Raw genomic sequence first — 18,018 nt, forward strand, 5'->3', positions numbered from 1 at the left:
GTCAGGCAGCGGCCAGCTGCGCGTGCATCTCCTGCACCGAGATCACGCCCAGCTCGTCCATGAAGCCCATGCCTTCGACCGCGGCTTCGGCGCCGAAGATCGTGGTGAAGGTCGTCACGCGTGCCAGCAGTGCCGAGGTGCGGATCTGGCGCGAGTCGGTGATCGCGTTGCGGCGCTCTTCCACCGTGTTGATGACCAAGGCAATCTCGTTGTTCTTGATCATGTCCACGATGTGCGGGCGGCCTTCGGTCACCTTGTTGACCGTCTCGCAGGCGATGCCGGCGGCGCTGATGGCCGCGGCGGTGCCCTTGGTGGCGACCAGCTCGAAGCCCAGCTTGGCCAGGCCGCGCGCCACTTCGACGGCGCGTGCCTTGTCGTTGTTCTTCACCGAGATGAAGGCCTTGCCCGACTTGGGCAACAGCGTGCCCGCGCCCAGCTGCGACTTCACGAAGGCTTCGCCGAAGGTCTTGCCCACGCCCATGACTTCGCCGGTCGACTTCATCTCGGGGCCGAGGATGGTGTCCACGCCCGGGAACTTGACGAACGGGAACACGGCTTCCTTCACGCTGAAGTACGGCGGCGTCACTTCCTTGGTCACGCCCTGCGACGCGAGCGACTGGCCGGCCATGCAGCGTGCCGCCACCTTGGCCAGTTGGATGCCCGTGGCCTTGCTCACGTAAGGCACGGTGCGCGACGCACGCGGGTTCACTTCGAGCACGTAGATGACGTCCTTGCCGTCCTTCTGCTGGATGGCGAACTGCACGTTCATCAGGCCGACCACGTTCAGCGCCTTGGCCATGGCGGCGCTCTGGCGCTTCAGCTCGGCCACCGTGTCGGCGTTCAGGCTGTAGGGCGGCAGCGAGCAGGCGGAGTCGCCTGAGTGCACGCCGGCCTGTTCGATGTGCTCCATCACGCCGCCGATCAGCGTGCCGCCTTCGGCGTCGCGGATGCAGTCGACGTCGCATTCGACGGCGTCGTTCAGGAAGCGGTCGAGCAGCACCGGCGAGTCATTGCTGACCTTCACGGCCTCGCGCATGTAGCGCTCGAGGTCGCGCTGCTCGTGCACGATTTCCATCGCGCGGCCGCCGAGCACGTAGCTCGGGCGCACCACCAGCGGGTAGCCCAGGGCCGCAGCCTTTTCGAGCGCTTCGGGTTCGGTGCGCGCGGTGGCGTTCGGCGGCTGGCGCAGGCCCAGCTCGTGCAGCAGCTTCTGGAAGCGCTCACGGTCTTCGGCCGCGTCGATCATGTCGGGCGAGGTGCCGATGATCGGCACGCCGTTGGCTTCGAGGTCGAGCGCGAGCTTCAACGGCGTCTGGCCGCCGTACTGCACGATCACGCCGAGCGGCTTTTCCTTGTCGACGATCTCGAGCACGTCTTCGAGCGTGAGCGGCTCGAAGTACAGGCGGTCGGAGGTGTCGTAGTCGGTCGACACGGTCTCGGGGTTGCAGTTGACCATGATGGTCTCGTAGCCGTCTTCGCGCATGGCGAGCGCGGCGTGCACGCAGCAGTAGTCGAACTCGATGCCCTGGCCGATGCGGTTGGGACCGCCGCCGAGCACCATGATCTTCTTCTTGTCCGTCGGGTCGGCCTCGCACTCGTCCTCGTAGGTCGAGTACATGTAGGCGGTGTTGGTCGCGAACTCGGCTGCGCAGGTGTCCACGCGCTTGTAGACCGGGCGCACGCCCAGGGCGCGGCGCTTCTCGCGGATGGCCGTGTCGGTGGTCTTGAGTTGCTTGGCCAGGCGACGGTCGGAGAAGCCCTTCTTCTTGAGCGCGAGCAGCGTGTCCTTGTCGATGTCGTCGAGCGACTTGGTTTCCAGCTCGAGTTCGATCTTCACGATTTCTTCGATCTGCACCAGGAACCACGGATCGATCTTGGTCAGCGCGAACACCTCATCGACGCTCAGGCCCATGGCGAAGGCATCGCCCACGTACCAGATGCGCTCGGGACCGGGCTCGCCCAGCTCCTTCTCGAGCACTTCGCGGTCCTGTGTCTTTTCGTTGAGGCCGTCGACGCCCACTTCGAGGCCGCGCAGCGCCTTCTGGAACGACTCCTGGAAGGTGCGGCCCATGGCCATCACCTCGCCCACCGACTTCATCTGCGTCGTGAGGCGCGAGTCGGCCTGCGGGAACTTCTCGAAGGCGAAACGCGGAATCTTGGTGACCACGTAGTCGATCGACGGTTCGAACGACGCGGGCGTGGCACCGCCGGTGATCTCGTTGCGCAGCTCGTCGAGCGTGTAGCCCACGGCCAGCTTGGCCGCGACCTTGGCGATCGGGAAGCCCGTGGCCTTGGAGGCCAGCGCCGAGGAACGCGAGACGCGCGGGTTCATCTCGATGACGACCATGCGGCCGTCCTTCGGGTTGATGGAGAACTGCACGTTCGAGCCGCCGGTGTCCACGCCGATCTCGCGCAGCACGGCCAGCGAGGCGTTGCGCAGGATCTGGTATTCCTTGTCGCTCAGCGTCTGCGCGGGTGCCACGGTGATCGAGTCGCCGGTGTGCACGCCCATGGGGTCGAGGTTTTCGATCGAGCAGACGATGATGCAGTTGTCGGCCTTGTCGCGCACGACTTCCATCTCGTACTCTTTCCAGCCGAGCAGCGACTCTTCGATCAGCAGCTCGTTGGTCGGCGAGGCTTCGATGCCGCGCTTGCAGATGGTCTCGAACTCTTCCGGGTTGTAGGCGATGCCGCCGCCGGTGCCGCCCAGCGTGAAGCTGGGGCGGATGACGACCGGGAAGCCGACCGTCTTCTGCACGGCCCACGCCTCGTCGAGCGTGTGGGCGATGCCCGAACGCGCCGAGCCCAGGCCGATCTTGGTCATCGCGTCCTTGAACTTCAGGCGGTCCTCGGCCTTGTCGATGGCTTCGGGCGTGGCGCCGATCAGCTCGATCGGGCGGTTCGTGGCCGTGCCGGTGTACTTGTCGAGCACGCCGTTGCGCCACAGGTCGAGCGCGCAGTTCAGCGCGGTCTGGCCGCCCATGGTCGGCAGGATCGCGTCAGGGCGTTCCTTGGCGATGATTTTTTCAACCGTCTGCCAGGTGATGGGCTCGATGTAGGTGACGTCGGCCGTGGCCGGGTCGGTCATGATCGTCGCGGGGTTGCTGTTGATCAGGATGACCTTGTAGCCCTCTTCGCGCAGCGCCTTGCAGGCTTGAACGCCGGAGTAGTCGAACTCGCAAGCCTGGCCGATGATGATCGGGCCGGCGCCGATGATGAGGATCGATTTGAGGTCGGTGCGCTTAGGCATTCTTGTTCTCCGTCTTGTGCTTTTCCATGAGTGCCGTGAAGCGATCGAACAGGTAGCCGATGTCGTGCGGGCCCGGCGAGGCTTCGGGGTGGCCCTGGAAGCAGAACGCGGGCTTGTCGGTGCGCGCCAGGCCCTGCAGCGTGTTGTCGAACAGGCTGATGTGGGTGGGACGCAGGTTGGCCGGCAGCGACTTCTCGTCGACCGCGAAGCCGTGGTTCTGGCTGGTGATGCTCACGCGGCCGTTGTCCAGGTCCTTCACCGGATGGTTCGCGCCGTGGTGGCCGAACTTCATCTTGAAGGTCTTGGCGCCCGAGGCGAGCGCCATGATCTGGTGGCCCAGGCAGATGCCGAAGGTGGGAATGCCGGTTTCGATCAGTTCCTTGACCGCGCTGATGGCGTAGTCGCAAGGTTCCGGGTCGCCGGGGCCGTTGGCCAGGAAGATGCCATCGGGCTTGAGCTTGAGCACGTCGGCCGCGGGCGTCTGCGCCGGCACCACGGTGATGCGCGCGCCACGCTGCGCGATCATGCGCAGGATGTTCTTCTTGACGCCGTAGTCAAACGCGACCACGTGGAACTGCGGCGTGATCTGCACGCCGTAGCCCGCGCCAAGCTTCCACTCGGTCTCGGTCCATTCGTAGGTCTGCTTGACCGACACCACCTTGGCCAGGTCGAGGCCGGCCATGCTGGGCGCGGCCTTGGCGGCGGCGATGGCCTTGTCGATCAGCGCCTGCGTCACGGTCTCGCCCGCGGCCAGGCCCAGGATGCAGCCGTTCTGCGCGCCGTGGGTGCGCAGGTGGCGCGTGAGCTTGCGGGTGTCGATGTTCGCAATGGCCACCGTGTTGCCGGACACGAGGTACTCGGTCAGCGTGGCGGTCTTGCGGAAGTTGGACGCGACGAGGGGCAGGTCCTTGATGATCAGGCCCGCGGCATGGATCTTGTCGGCCTCGATGTCCTCGCCGTTGACACCATAGTTGCCGATGTGCGGATACGTCAGGGTGACGATCTGCTGGCAGTAGCTGGGGTCGGTGAGGATTTCCTGGTAACCGGTCATCGCGGTGTTGAACACCACTTCACCGGTCGTGGAGCCGGCGGCTCCGATCGAGTTGCCGAGAAAGACCGTGCCGTCTGCGAGCGCCAGGATGGCGGGCGGGAAACTTCCCTTGAGAGACAAAAGCACTGGGTTCTCCGGATGGTTACGGTCGCCCGGAGCCCCAGGCGCGTTGCCTGCGGACTGCTGCTTAAGGGGATTTTGGCGTTGAAGGCGGCCGGGCGACGCTGATTTGCGAGTAAGCCCCCGATTGTAGCCCGGACTGGGTGTGTTATTTGGCCTGCAGGGCTGCTCCGCTTGCGTGCAGGCAGATGGCCGCCGCCGCCGCCACGTTGAGCGACTCCTCGCCGCCCGGCTGCGCAATGCGGATGTGGTGGGCGGCCCGAGCCTCCAGCGCGGCCGAAACGCCCTGCCCTTCGTGGCCCATCAGCCAGGCGCAAGGGTGCGGCAGATCGGCCTTGTGCAGCCATTCGCCCCGGTGCGAGCTGGTGGCCACCAGCGGCACCCGCAGCGCATCGAGCGCGTCAATGTCCACGCCTTCGACCAGCCGCAGGCCGAAGTGAGCTCCCATGCCGGCGCGTAGCACCTTCGGCGCCCACAGCGCGGCCGTGCCCTTGAGCGCGATCACCTGGGTGAAGCCGAAAGCCGCCGCGCTGCGCAGGATGGAGCCGGCATTGCCGGCGTCCTGCAGGCGGTCAAGCACCACGCTCGGCGCGTCGGGCAGAACTTCGGGCCGCGGCGGCAGGTCGAGCACGAAGCCCATTGGCGCGGGCGACTCCAGGCCGCTCACTGCGCGCAGCAGGTCGTCGGCGACCACTACCGTTTTGATAGCACTCTGTACCCATTCGGCGGGCGCCGAAGGCCAGAACGCCTCCGAAAACACCGCCACCGCCGGCCTCACGCCGCGGGCCAGCGCCGCGCGACACAGGTGATCGCCCTCGAGCCAGAGCCGGCCGAGCTTGCGATAGGCACCCGGGTCTTGCGCGAGCTTGCGCAAATCCTTGAGCAAGGGGTTGTCGCGCGAGCTGATGTGGCTCGGGCCGGTGTCGGTGGTCATGGCGGGCTCAGGGGGCGGCGCGCGGATCGAGGCGTGCGCTGTGGTTTTCGGCGGCGCCGATCACGTGGGCGACCGAAACCTCGCCGACCATGACATTGACGGCTGAAGTTGCAGCAGCCGTGCGCGCCAGCGCCGCCGCCACCGGGCTGAACGAGCGGCGGTGATGCACGCAGGCGCCATGGCGCTGGAGCGCCTCGAGGTGCTCGCGCGTGCCGTAGCCCTTGTGGCCGGCGAAGCCGTAGTGCGGGAATTCGTCGTGCAATTGCGTGCAGAGCCGGTCGCGGTGCACCTTGGCCAGGATGGACGCGGCCGAGATCGCCTTGACCCGCGCGTCGCCCTTGACGATGGCCTCGGCCAGCACGTCGAGCCGGGGCAGCCGGTTGCCATCCACCAGCACCTTGACCGGTTTCAGCCGCAGGCCTTCGACCGCGCGACGCATCGCGAGCATGGTGGCCTGCAGGATGTTGAGGCTGTCGATCTCCTCGACCGAGGCCTGGGCGATCGAGCAGCACAGCGCCTTGGCCAGGATCTGGTCGTGCAGGCGTTCGCGCTGCAGGGCCGTGAGCGTCTTGGAGTCGGCCAGGCCACGGATCGGGCGCAGGTCGTCGAGGATCACGGCCGCGGCCACCACGGGCCCGGCCAGCGGCCCGCGCCCGGCTTCATCGACGCCCGCCATCAGGCCGGGCGCGTCCCACACCAGCGGGGCCTGCTCAGCCTTCAAGAACTTTCTGGATCGCATCGGCGCACAGTGTGGGCGTGTCGCGCTGCAATTGCACATGCAGCGCTGAAAATCTTTGTTGCAGCGCCTGCGTCTTCGCGGGCGCGTCGAGCCATTCGAGCGTGGCCTGTGCCAGCGCCTCGGGCGAGGCGGCTTCCTGCAGCAATTCGGGCACCACGAACTCGCGGCACAGGATGTTCGGCAGCCCGACCCAGGGCTGCAGCTGCTTGCGCTGCATGAGGCGCCACGAGAGCCCGTTCATGTTGTAGGCGATGACCATCGGGCGCTTGAACAGCGCCGCCTCGAGCGTGGCCGTGCCGCTGGCGATCAGCGTGACGTCGCAGGCGGCGAGCGCGGCATGGGACTGGCCGTCGAGCAGCTTCACCCGCCCTGCCATGCCGGCGGCCTGCAGCAGGCTTTCGACCTCGGCGCGCAACCCCGGCAGGATCGGCGCGATGAACTGCAGCTTCGGCTTCGCCTTCTGCATCAGCGCCGCGGCCGCGAAGAAGCGGGCCGCCAAGTAGCGTATTTCCGAACGCCGGCTGCCGGGCAGCAGCGCAACGACCTGCGCCTCGGGGTCCAGCCCGAGTGCGGCGCGGGCGGCGGCGCGGTCGGGCGTCATCGGGATCACGTTGGCAATCGGATGGCCCACATAGCTCGCGGCCACGCCCTGCTTTTCGAGCAGTTCGGGCTCGAACGGGAAGATGCACAGCACGTGGTCGGCGGCGGCGCGGATCTTGTCGATGCGGTTGGCACGCCAGGCCCAGATCGAGGGGCAGACGAAGTGAACGGTCTTGATGCCCTCGCTGCGCAGGCCGGCTTCGAGGTCGAGATTGAAATCGGGCGCATCGACACCGATGAACAGCTCGGGGCGCTCGCGCAGCAGCCGGGCCTTGAGCTGGCGGCGAATGCCGGCGATCTCCGCGTAGTGCCGAAGCACCTCGATGTAGCCGCGTACGGCCAGCTTTTCCTGCGGCCACCAGCTCTGGAAGCCGTGGGCCAGCATGCGCGGACCGCCGATGCCGACGGTCTGCAAGGCCGGCCAGCGGGCTTCGAGGCCGTCGAGCAGCAAACCCGCGAGCAGGTCGCCGGACGCTTCGCCTGCGACCAGCGCGAAGCGGCGCTGTTCGTTCGTGCTCATCGCGCCCATGTCAGCGCGCGATGCCGCGCGTTGAATGAGCGAGGAAGGCCTCCATCAGCGCGACATCGCCGGCGGCCTCGGGCATTTCCGCCGCGAGCTCGGCGATGGCGGCGCGCGCCTCTTCGAGCGTCTTGCCCTGGCGGTACAGCAGGCGGTGCATCTGCTTGACCGCCGCGAGCCGCTGCGCCGAGAAATCGCGCCGGCGCAGGCCCACGATGTTGAACCCGCGAACCGCCAGCGGATTGCCGTCGACCAGCATGAAGGGTGGCACGTCCTGCGAGATCGCACTCGCGAAGCCGACCATGGCGTGCGCGCCCACCGAGACGAACTGATGGATGCCCGTCAGCCCGCCGATCGTGACCCAGTCGGCCAGATGCACGTGCCCGGCCAGCGTGGTGTTGTTGGACAGCGTCGTGTGGTTGTCGACCCGGCAGTCGTGCGCGATGTGCGTGTACGCCATGATCCAGTTGTCGTTGCCGACACGCGTGATGCCCCCTGCCCCGGGCACGCCGAGGTTGAAGGTGCAGAACTCGCGGATCACGTTGCGGTCGCCGATGGTCAGCTCGGTCGGCTCGCCCGCGTATTTCTTGTCTTGCGGGATTGCGCCGAGCGACGAGAACTGGAAGATCCTGTTGTCGCGCCCGATGGTGGTGCGCCCTTCGATCACGCAGTGCGCGCCGATGGTGGTGCCCGCGCCGATCCGCACGTGCGGGCCGATCACGGTGTAGGGACCGACCGACACCGAGGCGTCGAGCTGGGCCTTCGGGTCGACGATCGCGGTCGAATGAACCTGGGTCATGCCTTGCTAGAGACGATGAGCCGGATCAGCTGTTGATCTGGCGCATGGCGCACATCAGCGAGGCTTCGCACGCCAGTTCGCTGCCCACAAGCGCACGGCCCTTGAACTTCGAGATGCCGGCCTTCATGCGCTCGATCTCGACTTCCAGCGTGAGCTGGTCGCCCGGCTCCACGGGGCGCTTGAAGCGCGCGCCGTCGATGGCCGCAAAGTAGTAGACGGTGTTGTCGTCGGGCACGATGTCGAGCGAACGGAACGACAGCAGCGCCGCGGCCTGCGCCATGGCTTCGAGCATCAGCACGCCCGGCATCACCGGACGGTGCGGGAAGTGGCCGTTGAAGAAGGGCTCGTTCATCGTCACGTTCTTGAGGGCCGTGATGCGCTTGCCCTTCTCCATGCTCAACACCCGGTCCACCAGGAGAAACGGGTAGCGATGCGGCAGCAACTTGAGAATTTGGTGGATATCGAGCGTCGTGTCCGTCATGGTGTTCTGTTCCTGCATCGTCGTCATTGTTTCGAGGGGGCTTTTTCCAGCGCCTTCAGTCGTTCGCGCAGGCTGTGCAACTGCTTGAGTGTTGCCGCATTCTTTTCCCAGTTCGCATTGTCATCGATCGGAAACATGCCGGTGTACTGGCCGGCCTTGCGGATGGAGCGTGTCACCACGGTCGCCGCCGACACATGCACGCCGTCGGCCACCGTGAGGTGACCCAGCACGATGGCGCCGCCGCCGAAGGTGCAGTGGGCGCCGATGGTGGCGCTGCCGGCCACGCCGACGCAGCCCGCCATGGCGGTGTGCTTGCCGACGCGCACGTTGTGGCCGATCTGGATCAGGTTGTCGAGCTTCACGCCGTCTTCGATCACGGTGTCGTCGAGCGCGCCGCGGTCGATGCAGGTGTTGGCGCCGATCTCGACGTCGTTGCCGATGCGCACCGCGCCCAGCTGCTCGATCTTGACCCAGGCACCCTGGTGCGGCGCGAGGCCGAAGCCGTCGGCTCCGATCACCACGCCGGGGTGCAGCAGGCAGCGCTCGCCGATGGTGCAGTCTTCGCTGACCGTGACGCGCGACTTCAGCACGGTGCCCGCGCCGATGCGCGCGCCCCGCTCCACCACGCACAGCGCACCGATGCGCGCAGTGGCGTCGACATGGGCTTCGGGATGGATCACGGCGGAGGGATGGATGCGATCGGCTTCCGGGCGCGCATGGTGCGCTTTCCACAGCTGCGTCAGGCGCGCAAAGTAGTAGTACGGATCGGGCGTGACGATGTAGGCGCCACGCGCCGCGGCAGCCTCGCGCATGGCGGGCGACACGATGACACAGGCCGCCTTGGAGGCGGCCAGTTCCTGCTGGTATTTGGGATGGCTCAGGAAGCTGAGCGCATCGGGCTGTGCATTCTGCAGCGGCGCGAGCCGCTCGATGGACAGCGTGGCATCTCCATGAAGCTCGCCCCCGAGGGCGTCAACGATGGCTCCGAGCTGCAGCGACACGCCGGTTCGCGGCGTTACTTGCCGGCCGCAGGCGCAGAGGAGCCGACCGACGCGTTGAGCGCCTTGATCACCTTGTCGGTGATGTCGTGCTTCGGGTTGATGTAGATCGCTTCCTGGAGGATGGCGTCGTACTTTTCAGCTTCGGCGACCTGCTTGACCACGCGGTTGGCGCGCTCGTAGACCTGCTGGAGCTCTTCGTTCTTGCGCGCGTTCAGGTCTTCCTGGAACTCGCGGCGCTTGCGCTGGAAGTCGCGGTCCTGGTCGACCAGCGAACGCTGGCGCGAGACGCGCTGGCTTTCCGACAGGGTCGGCGCCTCGCGCTCGAACTTCTCCGAGGCCGTCTTCAGCGCATCGCCCTGCACGGTCAGGTCCTTTTCGCGCTTGAGGAATTCAGCCTCGAGCTTGGCTTGCGCGGTCTTGGCCGGCTGCGCTTCACGCAGCACGCGGTCGGGGTTCACGAAACCGATGCGAAAGCTTTCCTGGGCCTGCGCGGGCGCAGCCATGAGGGCAAAAGCGGGAATCAGGAACGCGCCGGCGGCGGCGCGAATCAAATGCTTCATTTAGAAAGACGTTCCGATCTGGAATTGGAGGCGCTGAATTCTATCCTTCGGGATCACGACGAACCCGGTGCTCGGATCCGTCACTTCCTTCTGGGATTTGACGGGGAAGGCGTAGGCCAGGCGCAGCGGGCCCAGCGGCGAGATCCAGCTGATGCCCAGGCCGACCGAGGCGCGCAGCTTCTTCTGGGCCTTCCATTGCTCGTCCGTCACGTTGGGTGCACGGGAACCGAACACGTTACCGACGTCGAAGAAGCCGTACAAGCGCAGCGTGCGGTCGTTGCCGGCGCCGGGGAATGGCGTGCTCAGCTCGGCGTTGAAGATGGCCTTCTTGGTACCACCCAGCGCCGCGCCTTCGGTCTGGCCCAGCAGCGGCTGGTCGCGCGGACCCAGCGAGTTCTGCTCGAAACCGCGGATCGAACCCAGGCCACCGGCGTAGAAGTTCTTGAAGATCGGGTAGACCTTGCCACCGAAGGCCTTGGCATAACCCACTTCGCCGTTGATGGCGAAGGTGTACTGCTTGTTGATCGCGAAGAACTGCTGGTACTGGTAGCTGGTCTTCAGGTACTTCATGTCCCCGCCCACGCCCAGCTCGAGGTTGGCGCGCTGCAGGCGGCCGGTGGTCGGGACCAGCGCGCTGTCGCGGCTGTCGCGGCCCCAACCCACGGTCAGCGGGATGCCCCAGACACTCTTCTGGTCGCAGCTGGTGACGAACCAGCCGGTCGCGTCCTTGCCGCAATGGAAGTAGTTCAGGTACGACTGCGGCGTGGTGAGGCCGGCGAGCGCCGAGCGGTTCGGGTCAAACGCGTAGCGCTCCAGGCCGACGCCGAAGAAGACGGTGTCGAGTTCGCTGAACGGCACGCCGAAACGGATCGAGGCGCCCTGGTTCACCAGCTTGTAGTCGCCGTCTTCGTTCGTGGAGTACGGACGCGTCGTCGTGTGGTAGACGCTGATCGTGCGCGAGATGCCGTCCTTCGTGAAGTACGGGTCGGTGGTCGTCAGCGACAGCGTGCGGTTGTACTTGCTGGTGTTGACCTGCACGCCGAGGAAGTTGCCCGAGCCGAACACGTTCTCCTGCGAGATACCGAAGGTCAGCGCGACCTTTTCCGCGCTCGAGTAGCCGGCGCCCAGCTGCAGCGTGCCGGTGGGCTTTTCGGCCACGTTGACGGTCAGGTCGACCTGGTCGGGCGAGCCCGGCACTTCCTGGGTCTCCACGTTCACTTCGGTGAAGAAGCCCAGGCGGTCCACGCGGTCGCGCGAGACCTTGATCTTGTCGCCGTCGTACCAGGATGCTTCGAACTGGCGGAACTCGCGGCGGATCACTTCGTCGCGCGTCTTGTTGTTGCCGCCGACCGACACACGGCGCACGTACACGCGGCGCGAAGGCTCGGCCTGCAGCGTGAGCGTGACACGGTTGTTCACGCGGTCGATGTCCGGACGCGCCTGCACGCGGGCGAAGGCGTAGCCGAAGGTGCCGAAGTAGTCGCTGAAGGCCTTGGTGGTCTCGGTGACCTGTTCGCCGTTGTAGGGCTCGCCGGGCTTGATCGTGATGAGCGACTTGAACTCGTCGTCGCGGCCCAGGTAGTTGCCGTCGAGCTTGATGCCCGCCACCACGAACTTCTCGCCTTCGGTGATGTTCACCGTGACGCTCAGGTCCTTGCGGTCCGGCGAAATGGCGACCTGGGTCGAATCGATGCGGAACTCGAGGTAGCCGCGGGTGATGTAGTAGCTCTTCAGCGTCTCGAGGTCGGCGTTGAGCTTGGCGCGCGAGTACTGGTTCGACTTGGTGTACCAGCTCATGAAGCCGCCGCTGTCCTGGTCGAACAGGCTCAGCAGCGTCGATTCGCTGAAGGCCTTGTTGCCGACCACGTGCACTTCCCGGATGCGGGCGGACTCGCCTTCGGTCACGGTGAACGTCAGGTTCACGCGGTTGCGCTCGATGGGCGTGACGGTGGTCACGACGTTCGCGTTGTAGAGGCTCCGGCTCACGTACTGGCGCTTGAGCTCCTGCTCGGCGCGGTCAGCCAGGGCCTTGTCATACGGGCGGCCGTCGGCCAGTCCGATTTCACGCAGCGCCTTCTGCAGCGCCGCCTTGTCGAATTCCTTGGCGCCGACGAAGTCGACGTCGGCAATGGTGGGCCGCTCTTCGACGATCACCACCAGCACGTTGCCGTTGACGTCGATGCGCACGTCCTTGAACAACCCCAGGTCGAACAGCGCGCGGATCGCGGCCGAGCCGCGTTCGTCGCTGTAGGTGTCGCCCACACGCAGGGGCAGCGACCCGAAGATCGTGCCGGCCTCGACGCGTTGCAAGCCTTCGACGCGGATATCGCGCACCGTGAAAGGCTCGACGGCCCAAGCGGCCGTGGCCGCCAGCGTGCTGGCCACCACCGCGGCAACGCTACGCAGGCGAAAGCGACTGAAGTTTGTGTTCATCTGTGAATTGGGCCGGCACGGAAAGGGCCGGCAGAAAGTTAACCAAAGAGCCGCGTGACGTCGTTGAAGAGTGCGACCGACATCATCACCAGCAGCAAGGCGACACCGCCACGCTGCAGCCGTTCCATCCAGGCGTCGGAGACGCTTTTCCCGGTCAGGCCCTCCCAAAGATAATACATCAGGTGCCCCCCATCGAGGACCGGCAGCGGCATCAGGTTGAGCACCCCGAGGCTCACGCTGATGAGCGCGAGAAAGACCAGGTACTGTGTCAGACCGAGGCTGGCGGACTTGCCGGCGTAATCAGCAATTGTTAAGGGACCGCTCAGGTTCTTGATCGAGGCCTCGCCGATCAGCATCTTGCCCATCATGCGAACCGTGAGCGCGGACACCTCCCAGGTGCGCACCACGCCGCGCCAGACGCCGTCGATGACGCCCTGGCGCACCGTGACCATCTCGGGCGGCGCGCCGACGTAGGCGCCGATGCGCGCGACCTTGGTGGCGCCCTCTTCGCGCACTTCCGGCTTGACTTCGAGCGAGAGCGGCTGGCCGCCACGCTGGAGCTGCCAGGTCTGCGTGCGCGCCTGCCCGGAGGCATCGACCGAGACCCGGATGACCTCGCGCAGCTGCTGCCCGTCGAGGATGGGGGTGTCGCCGATGGTCAGGACCAGGTCGCCGTTGCGCAGGCCCGAACGCTCGGCCGCGCTGCCCGCCATGACCTCGCCGATCTCGGGACGGGTCAGCGGTGCGACCACGCCGATCTTGCGGAACATCTGCGGATCGGCGTCCTTGGCCTCCATACGGCTCAGCGGCAGGACCAGCTGGCGGCCGGGCCGACCACCCTCGCCCGCCACTTCGAGCGTGAGGTCGCGGCCGTCGAGTGCGCCGCGCGTCATGCGCCAGCGCAGGTCTTCGAAGGACTGGACCGGCGACAGGTCGCCGTCGAAACCGGCCTGGGTGATGTGTTCGCCGCCGCGCAGGCCAGCCGCCTCGGCCAGCGACGCCGCCACCGGCCGGGCCAGCTTGGCCACAGGTTCGTCGACGCCGATCCAGTTGACCGCCGTGTACAGCACGACCGCCAGCAACAGGTTGGCGATCGGGCCGGCGGCCACGATGGCCGCACGTGAGCGCAGCGGCTGAGTGTTGAAGGCGCGGTGCCGCTCCTCGGGCGCCACGGGGCCTTCGCGCTCGTCGAGCATCTTGACGTAGCCCCCGAACGGGAAAGCGCCGATCACGAACTCGGTCTGCTGCCCCGCATGCTGGCGCTTGGGCTGCCAGCGCAGGATGACCTTGCCGAAGCCGACCGAGAAACGCTCCACCTTGACGCCGCAGGCCACGGCCACGCGGTAGTGGCCGTATTCGTGGACCGCGATGAGGACGCCGAGAGCGACCACAAAAGCTATGACGGTGAGCATCGGGGTCCTCTGCGCAGTGGGGAATCAGGCCGCGAAACGTGCCGCGGCGGCATTGGCCGCTTCGCGGGCGCTGGCGTCGAGCGCCAGCAGGTCGGCCAGCGATGCCGGCTTGGAGGGCATGACCGCCTCCAAAGTTTCCAGGTTGACCGCATGAATGCGATCGAAACGCAGGCGCCGTTCGAGAAAGGCGGCCACCGCCACCTCATTGGCCGCGTTCAGCACCGCAGTGGTGCCCGACGCGGCGCGCAAGGCCTGCCACGCCAGGCCCAGGCCGGGGAACAGCGCAGGATCTGGCGCGTCGAAGGTCAGCGAGCCCATCTGGCGGAAATCGAGCCGTGCCGCCCCGCTTTCGATGCGCTCCGGCCAGGCCAGCCCGACCGCGATCGGCACCCGCATGTCGGGCGTGCCGAGTTGGGCGATGACCGAGGCGTCGGTGAACTGCACCATCGAATGGACCACGCTCTGCGGGTGGATGACGACCTCGATCTGCTCCGGCGACACGCCGAACAGGTGTCGCGCCTCGATCACCTCGAGCGCCTTGTTCATCATCGTGGCCGAGTCGACCGAGATCTTGCGGCCCATGACCCAGTTCGGGTGCGCACAGGCCTGCTCGGGCGTCACGGCGCCCAGCGTGTCGGGCGCGCGGGTGCGGAACGGGCCGCCCGAGGCGGTCAGGATGATCTTGTCGATGCGCCGCGCCCAGGTGGACGGGTCTTCGGGCAGCGACTGGAAAATGGCCGAATGCTCGCTGTCGATGGGCAGCAGCGTGGCGCCGCCCTCCTGCACCGTGCGCATGAACAGCTCGCCGCCGACGACCAGGGCCTCCTTGTTCGCCAGCAGCAGGCGCTTGCCGGCGCGCGCGGCGGCCAGGCATGGCGCCAGGCCGGCTGCGCCGACGATGGCGGCCATCACGGCATCAACTTCGTCGTCCGACGCTATTCTTTCGAGAGCATCGTCGCCCATCAGGACGCGGGTCGAGAGGTTGTTTTGCTTGAGCTTTTCGGCCAGCAGCGCGGCATGCGGCGCGCTCGCCATGACGGCGAAGCGCGGCGAGAAGCGCGCGCATTGGGCCAGCAACTCGTCGACCTTGGTGGCAGCCGAGAGCGCGAACACCTCGAAACGCTCGGGGTGACGGGCAATGACGTCGAGCGTGCTGACTCCGACCGAACCGGTCGAGCCGAGCACCGTGACACGTTGTTTGGGAGTGTTCACAGGAAAGCCAGCATCATGGCAATGGGAAGTGCCGGCAAGAGGGCATCCACGCGGTCGAGCACGCCGCCGTGGCCGGGCAGCAGCCGGCTGCTGTCCTTGGCGCCGGCGCTGCGCTTGATCAGCGATTCGACGAGGTCGCCGACGACGCTCATCGCCGCTAGGAACACCGCCCCGATCAGCAGCAGCCACCAGCCGCGCTCATGCAGGCGGGTGTAGAGACTGGGCACCGTGGCGCCCAGGCTCTTGTCGGCCCAGACCCAGGCGAACGCCAGCACGATGACGCCGGCCATGCCGCCCCAGACACCTTCCCAGCTCTTGCCGGGACTGATGGCGGGCGCCAGCTTGGCACGCGTGAACTTCAGGCCGAAGGCGCGGCCGGCGAAATAGGCGAACACGTCCGCCACCCAGACCAGCACCAGGATCGACAGCAGGAAGTTGATGCCGACCATGCGCGCCTGCACCGCCGCGAGCCACGCGACCCACAGCGCCAGCAGGCCGCCCACCAGCCGCAGCCCGCGCGGAATGCGGGGCCAGCCAGGCACTGCGACGCGCAGCAGCGCCGCGCCGCCGAGCACCCAGGCCGCACTGGCCAGGGACCACATGAGGAACAGGCGCTGCTCCAACAGCCCCAGCCACCACGACAGCCCGCACAGCGCCACCATCTCGGCGCCCAGGAACAGCGACATGCCCTGTCCATAGCCGTTCAGGCGCCCCCACTCCCACGCGGCGGCGCCGATCAGCACCAGCATCACGCAGGCGAAGGGAATGTGGTTTCGGTAGAACAGCGCCGGCAGCAGGATCGCGAGCAGCACGATCGCCGTGAGGATGCGTTGTTTGAGCATGCGGAAGGTGGTGTCGGGCCGTTGTCAGGCCGCGGAAGCCGAGACCTGCGCCGAGGTCTGGCCGAAGCGACGCTCGCGGCCCTGGAACGCGGCAATGGCCTCGTCCAGCGCAGCCTCGTCGAACTCGGGCCACAGCTTGTCGCTGAAGAACAGCTCGGCGTAGGCACTCTGCCAAAGCAGGAAATTCGACAGCCGCTGCTCGCCGCCCGTGCGGATGAACAGGTCGGGGTCGGGCACGTGGGCCAGCGCCATGGCGCGATCAAGGTTCATCTCGGTCATGGGCAGGCCCTGCTCGGCGAGCTTGGCCGCGGCGCGAGCGATGTCCCAGCGCCCGCCGTAATTGAAGCAGATGTTGAGAATCAGACGCGTGTTGTGGGCCGTGGTCTGCTCGGCCGATACCAGGCCGGCCACCATCTTGTCGGACAGGCCGGCGCGTTCACCCACGAAATGCAGCCGCACGCCATCGGCGTTGAGCCGCGGCACTTCGCGTGCGAGTGCCCCGACCATCAGCTGCATCAGGCCGGAGACTTCTTCAGGGGGACGGTTCCAGTTCTCCGAGGAGAACGCGAACACGGTGAGCACGCCCACGCCACGGTCGGCGCAGGCCTTGACGCAGCGCCGCAGCGACTCCACGCCCTGCTTGTGCCCCGCCACGCGAGGCAGGAAGCGCTTGGTGGCCCACCGGCCATTGCCATCCATGACGATGGCAACGTGGTGCGGAGGGGGCGTCGTCTGCGGCGAGGAGGCCATGCGGAGCCTCAAACGGCCATGATCTCCGCTTCTTTCGCGGCGACCAGACGGTCGATTTCCGCGATGTGCTTGTCGGTGACCTTCTGGATCTCGGTCTCGGCGCGCTTCTGGTCGTCTTCCGAGGCCAGCTTGTCCTTCACGAGCTTCTTGACCGCTTCGTTCGCGTCGCGGCGCAGGTTGCGCGTCGCGATCTTGGCGCTCTCGCCTTCGTTGCGGACCAGCTTGGTCATTTCCTTGCGGCGCTCTTCGCTCATGGCGGGCAGCGGCACGCGGATCAGGTCGCCCATCGACGCGGGGTTCAGGCCCAGGTCGCTTTCGCGGATGGCCTTCTCGATCTTGGCGCCCATGCCCTTTTCCCAGGGCTGGACGCTGATGGTGCGCGAGTCGAGCACCGACACGTTCGCCACCTGGCTCAGCGGCACCTGCGAGCCGTAGTACTCGACATGGATCGAGTCGAGCAGCGCCGAGTTGGCGCGGCCCGTGCGGATCTTGGTGAGGTTGTTCTGGAAGGCGGCGAGCGACTGGTTCATCTTCGCGTCGGTCGCACTGCGAATGTCTGCAATGGTCATCTCAATTACTCCTAGGCATGCACCAGCGTGCCCTCGTCCTCGCCCATCACGACGCGCTTGAGGGCGCCGTTCTTGAAGATCGAGAACACCTTGATCGGCAGCTTCTGGTCGCGGCACAGCGCGAAGGCCGTGGCGTCCATGATGCCGAGATTCTGCGCAATCGCCTCGTCGAAGGTGAGCGAGGCGTAGCGCGTGGCTTCGGGGTGGGTCTTGGGATCGGCGGTGTAGACGCCGTCCACCTTGGTCGCCTTGAGCACCAGCTCGGCGCCGATCTCGGCACCGCGCAGCGCGGCGGCCGTGTCGGTCGTGAAGAAGGGGTTGCCGGTACCGGCCGCGAACACCACGACCTTGCCCTCTTCGAGGTACTGCAGGGCCTTGGGGCGCACATAGGGCTCGACCACCTGCTCGATGGCGATGGCGGACATCACGCGGGCCACGAGGCCCTGCTTGTTCATCGCGTCGGCCAGGGCCAGCGAGTTCATGACGGTGGCCAGCATGCCCATGTAGTCGGCCGTGGCGCGGTCCATGCCGACGGAGCCTCCCGCGACGCCGCGGAAGATGTTGCCGCCGCCGATCACGACCGCCACCTGGACGCCCATGTTCACGACCTCGGCCACTTCTTCGACCATGCGCACGATGGTGGCGCGGTTGATGCCGAAGGCGTCATCGCCCATCAATGCCTCACCCGACAGCTTCAACAAGATTCGCTTGTGGGCTGGGCGGGCATCAGACATGGGCATTTTCC

Annotated in this window: 16 protein-coding genes; all 16 read right to left on the minus strand. The window is 66.7% G+C overall.

Annotation, left to right across the window (positions count from 1 at the left end; all coding sequences use genetic code 11):
- Position 1: 1 nt before the first annotated feature.
- Positions 2 to 3,250, minus strand: coding sequence for a carbamoyl-phosphate synthase large subunit (gene carB / locus AC07OX_RS19585; protein WP_095745193.1), 3,249 nt, complete (start codon positions 3,248 to 3,250; stop codon positions 2 to 4).
- Positions 3,243 to 4,427: a glutamine-hydrolyzing carbamoyl-phosphate synthase small subunit gene (carA, locus tag AC07OX_RS19590; protein ID WP_139704612.1), complete on the minus strand. Its 1,185-nt coding sequence runs from the start codon at positions 4,425 to 4,427 to the stop codon at positions 3,243 to 3,245. Before carA ends, carB begins: the two co-directional genes overlap by 8 nt.
- 142 nt (positions 4,428 to 4,569) lie before the next feature.
- Positions 4,570 to 5,355, minus strand: coding sequence for a TrmH family RNA methyltransferase (locus tag AC07OX_RS19595; RefSeq protein WP_495261612.1), 786 nt, complete (start codon positions 5,353 to 5,355; stop codon positions 4,570 to 4,572).
- A 7-nt stretch (positions 5,356 to 5,362) separates the two neighbouring features.
- Positions 5,363 to 6,094, minus strand: a complete 732-nt coding sequence (rnhB, locus tag AC07OX_RS19600; RefSeq protein WP_495261613.1) for a ribonuclease HII — start codon at positions 6,092 to 6,094, stop codon at positions 5,363 to 5,365.
- On the minus strand, positions 6,066 to 7,214 hold the full coding sequence (gene lpxB, locus AC07OX_RS19605) for a lipid-A-disaccharide synthase (RefSeq protein WP_082817996.1): 1,149 nt from the start codon (positions 7,212 to 7,214) through the stop codon (positions 6,066 to 6,068). Before lpxB ends, rnhB begins: the two co-directional genes overlap by 29 nt.
- A gap of 10 nt (positions 7,215 to 7,224) precedes the next feature.
- The gene (gene lpxA / locus AC07OX_RS19610) at positions 7,225 to 8,013 is read right to left on the minus strand and encodes an acyl-ACP--UDP-N-acetylglucosamine O-acyltransferase (protein ID WP_095745191.1); all 789 of its coding nucleotides are present in this window, start codon (positions 8,011 to 8,013) and stop codon (positions 7,225 to 7,227) included.
- A 25-nt stretch (positions 8,014 to 8,038) separates the two neighbouring features.
- Complete coding sequence (fabZ, locus tag AC07OX_RS19615; RefSeq protein WP_056582588.1) at positions 8,039 to 8,494, minus strand: 3-hydroxyacyl-ACP dehydratase FabZ; 456 nt, start codon at positions 8,492 to 8,494, stop codon at positions 8,039 to 8,041.
- A gap of 23 nt (positions 8,495 to 8,517) precedes the next feature.
- Entirely contained in the window at positions 8,518 to 9,495 is a 978-nt protein-coding gene (lpxD, locus tag AC07OX_RS19620; RefSeq protein ID WP_095947726.1) for a UDP-3-O-(3-hydroxymyristoyl)glucosamine N-acyltransferase, read from the minus strand.
- Between the two features lie 14 nt (positions 9,496 to 9,509).
- The gene (locus AC07OX_RS19625; protein WP_070060531.1) at positions 9,510 to 10,055 is read right to left on the minus strand and encodes an OmpH/Skp family outer membrane protein; all 546 of its coding nucleotides are present in this window, start codon (positions 10,053 to 10,055) and stop codon (positions 9,510 to 9,512) included.
- Entirely contained in the window at positions 10,056 to 12,488 is a 2,433-nt protein-coding gene (gene bamA, locus AC07OX_RS19630; protein ID WP_062471595.1) for an outer membrane protein assembly factor BamA, read from the minus strand.
- A 38-nt stretch (positions 12,489 to 12,526) separates the two neighbouring features.
- Positions 12,527 to 13,900: an RIP metalloprotease RseP gene (rseP, locus tag AC07OX_RS19635; RefSeq protein WP_495261614.1), complete on the minus strand. Its 1,374-nt coding sequence runs from the start codon at positions 13,898 to 13,900 to the stop codon at positions 12,527 to 12,529.
- A 24-nt stretch (positions 13,901 to 13,924) separates the two neighbouring features.
- Entirely contained in the window at positions 13,925 to 15,112 is a 1,188-nt protein-coding gene (gene ispC / locus AC07OX_RS19640) for a 1-deoxy-D-xylulose-5-phosphate reductoisomerase (RefSeq protein ID WP_495261615.1), read from the minus strand.
- A complete protein-coding gene (locus AC07OX_RS19645; protein ID WP_070060528.1) occupies positions 15,109 to 15,954 on the minus strand; it encodes a phosphatidate cytidylyltransferase in 846 nt (281 codons plus the stop codon). The genes ispC and AC07OX_RS19645 overlap by 4 nt, the downstream gene beginning before the upstream one ends.
- A gap of 24 nt (positions 15,955 to 15,978) precedes the next feature.
- Complete coding sequence (uppS, locus tag AC07OX_RS19650) at positions 15,979 to 16,704, minus strand: polyprenyl diphosphate synthase (protein ID WP_062471606.1); 726 nt, start codon at positions 16,702 to 16,704, stop codon at positions 15,979 to 15,981.
- A gap of 8 nt (positions 16,705 to 16,712) precedes the next feature.
- Positions 16,713 to 17,273 (minus strand): ribosome recycling factor, encoded by a 561-nt coding sequence (frr, locus tag AC07OX_RS19655; protein ID WP_119551364.1) that lies wholly within the window; start codon positions 17,271 to 17,273, stop codon positions 16,713 to 16,715.
- 11 nt (positions 17,274 to 17,284) lie between these two features.
- Positions 17,285 to 18,007, minus strand: coding sequence for a UMP kinase (gene pyrH, locus AC07OX_RS19660; protein WP_095947731.1), 723 nt, complete (start codon positions 18,005 to 18,007; stop codon positions 17,285 to 17,287).
- Positions 18,008 to 18,018 lie beyond the last annotated feature (11 nt).

The sequence above is a fragment of the Variovorax sp. GW821-FHT09D07 genome (assembly GCF_059416345.1).

Coding starts and splice junctions, on each gene's coding strand:
- carB (WP_095745193.1), bottom strand. CDS start 3,250: ATGCCTAAGCGCACCGACCTCAAATCGATCCTCATCATCGGCGCCGGC.
- AC07OX_RS19595 (WP_495261612.1), bottom strand. CDS start 5,355: ATGACCACCGACACCGGCCCGAGCCACATCAGCTCGCGCGACAACCCC.
- rnhB (WP_495261613.1), bottom strand. CDS start 6,094: ATGCGATCCAGAAAGTTCTTGAAGGCTGAGCAGGCCCCGCTGGTGTGG.
- lpxB (WP_082817996.1), bottom strand. CDS start 7,214: ATGAGCACGAACGAACAGCGCCGCTTCGCGCTGGTCGCAGGCGAAGCG.
- lpxA (WP_095745191.1), bottom strand. CDS start 8,013: ATGACCCAGGTTCATTCGACCGCGATCGTCGACCCGAAGGCCCAGCTC.
- fabZ (WP_056582588.1), bottom strand. CDS start 8,494: ATGACGGACACGACGCTCGATATCCACCAAATTCTCAAGTTGCTGCCG.
- AC07OX_RS19625 (WP_070060531.1), bottom strand. CDS start 10,055: ATGAAGCATTTGATTCGCGCCGCCGCCGGCGCGTTCCTGATTCCCGCT.
- bamA (WP_062471595.1), bottom strand. CDS start 12,488: ATGAACACAAACTTCAGTCGCTTTCGCCTGCGTAGCGTTGCCGCGGTG.
- rseP (WP_495261614.1), bottom strand. CDS start 13,900: ATGCTCACCGTCATAGCTTTTGTGGTCGCTCTCGGCGTCCTCATCGCG.
- AC07OX_RS19645 (WP_070060528.1), bottom strand. CDS start 15,954: ATGCTCAAACAACGCATCCTCACGGCGATCGTGCTGCTCGCGATCCTG.
- uppS (WP_062471606.1), bottom strand. CDS start 16,704: ATGGCCTCCTCGCCGCAGACGACGCCCCCTCCGCACCACGTTGCCATC.
- frr (WP_119551364.1), bottom strand. CDS start 17,273: ATGACCATTGCAGACATTCGCAGTGCGACCGACGCGAAGATGAACCAG.
- pyrH (WP_095947731.1), bottom strand. CDS start 18,007: ATGTCTGATGCCCGCCCAGCCCACAAGCGAATCTTGTTGAAGCTGTCG.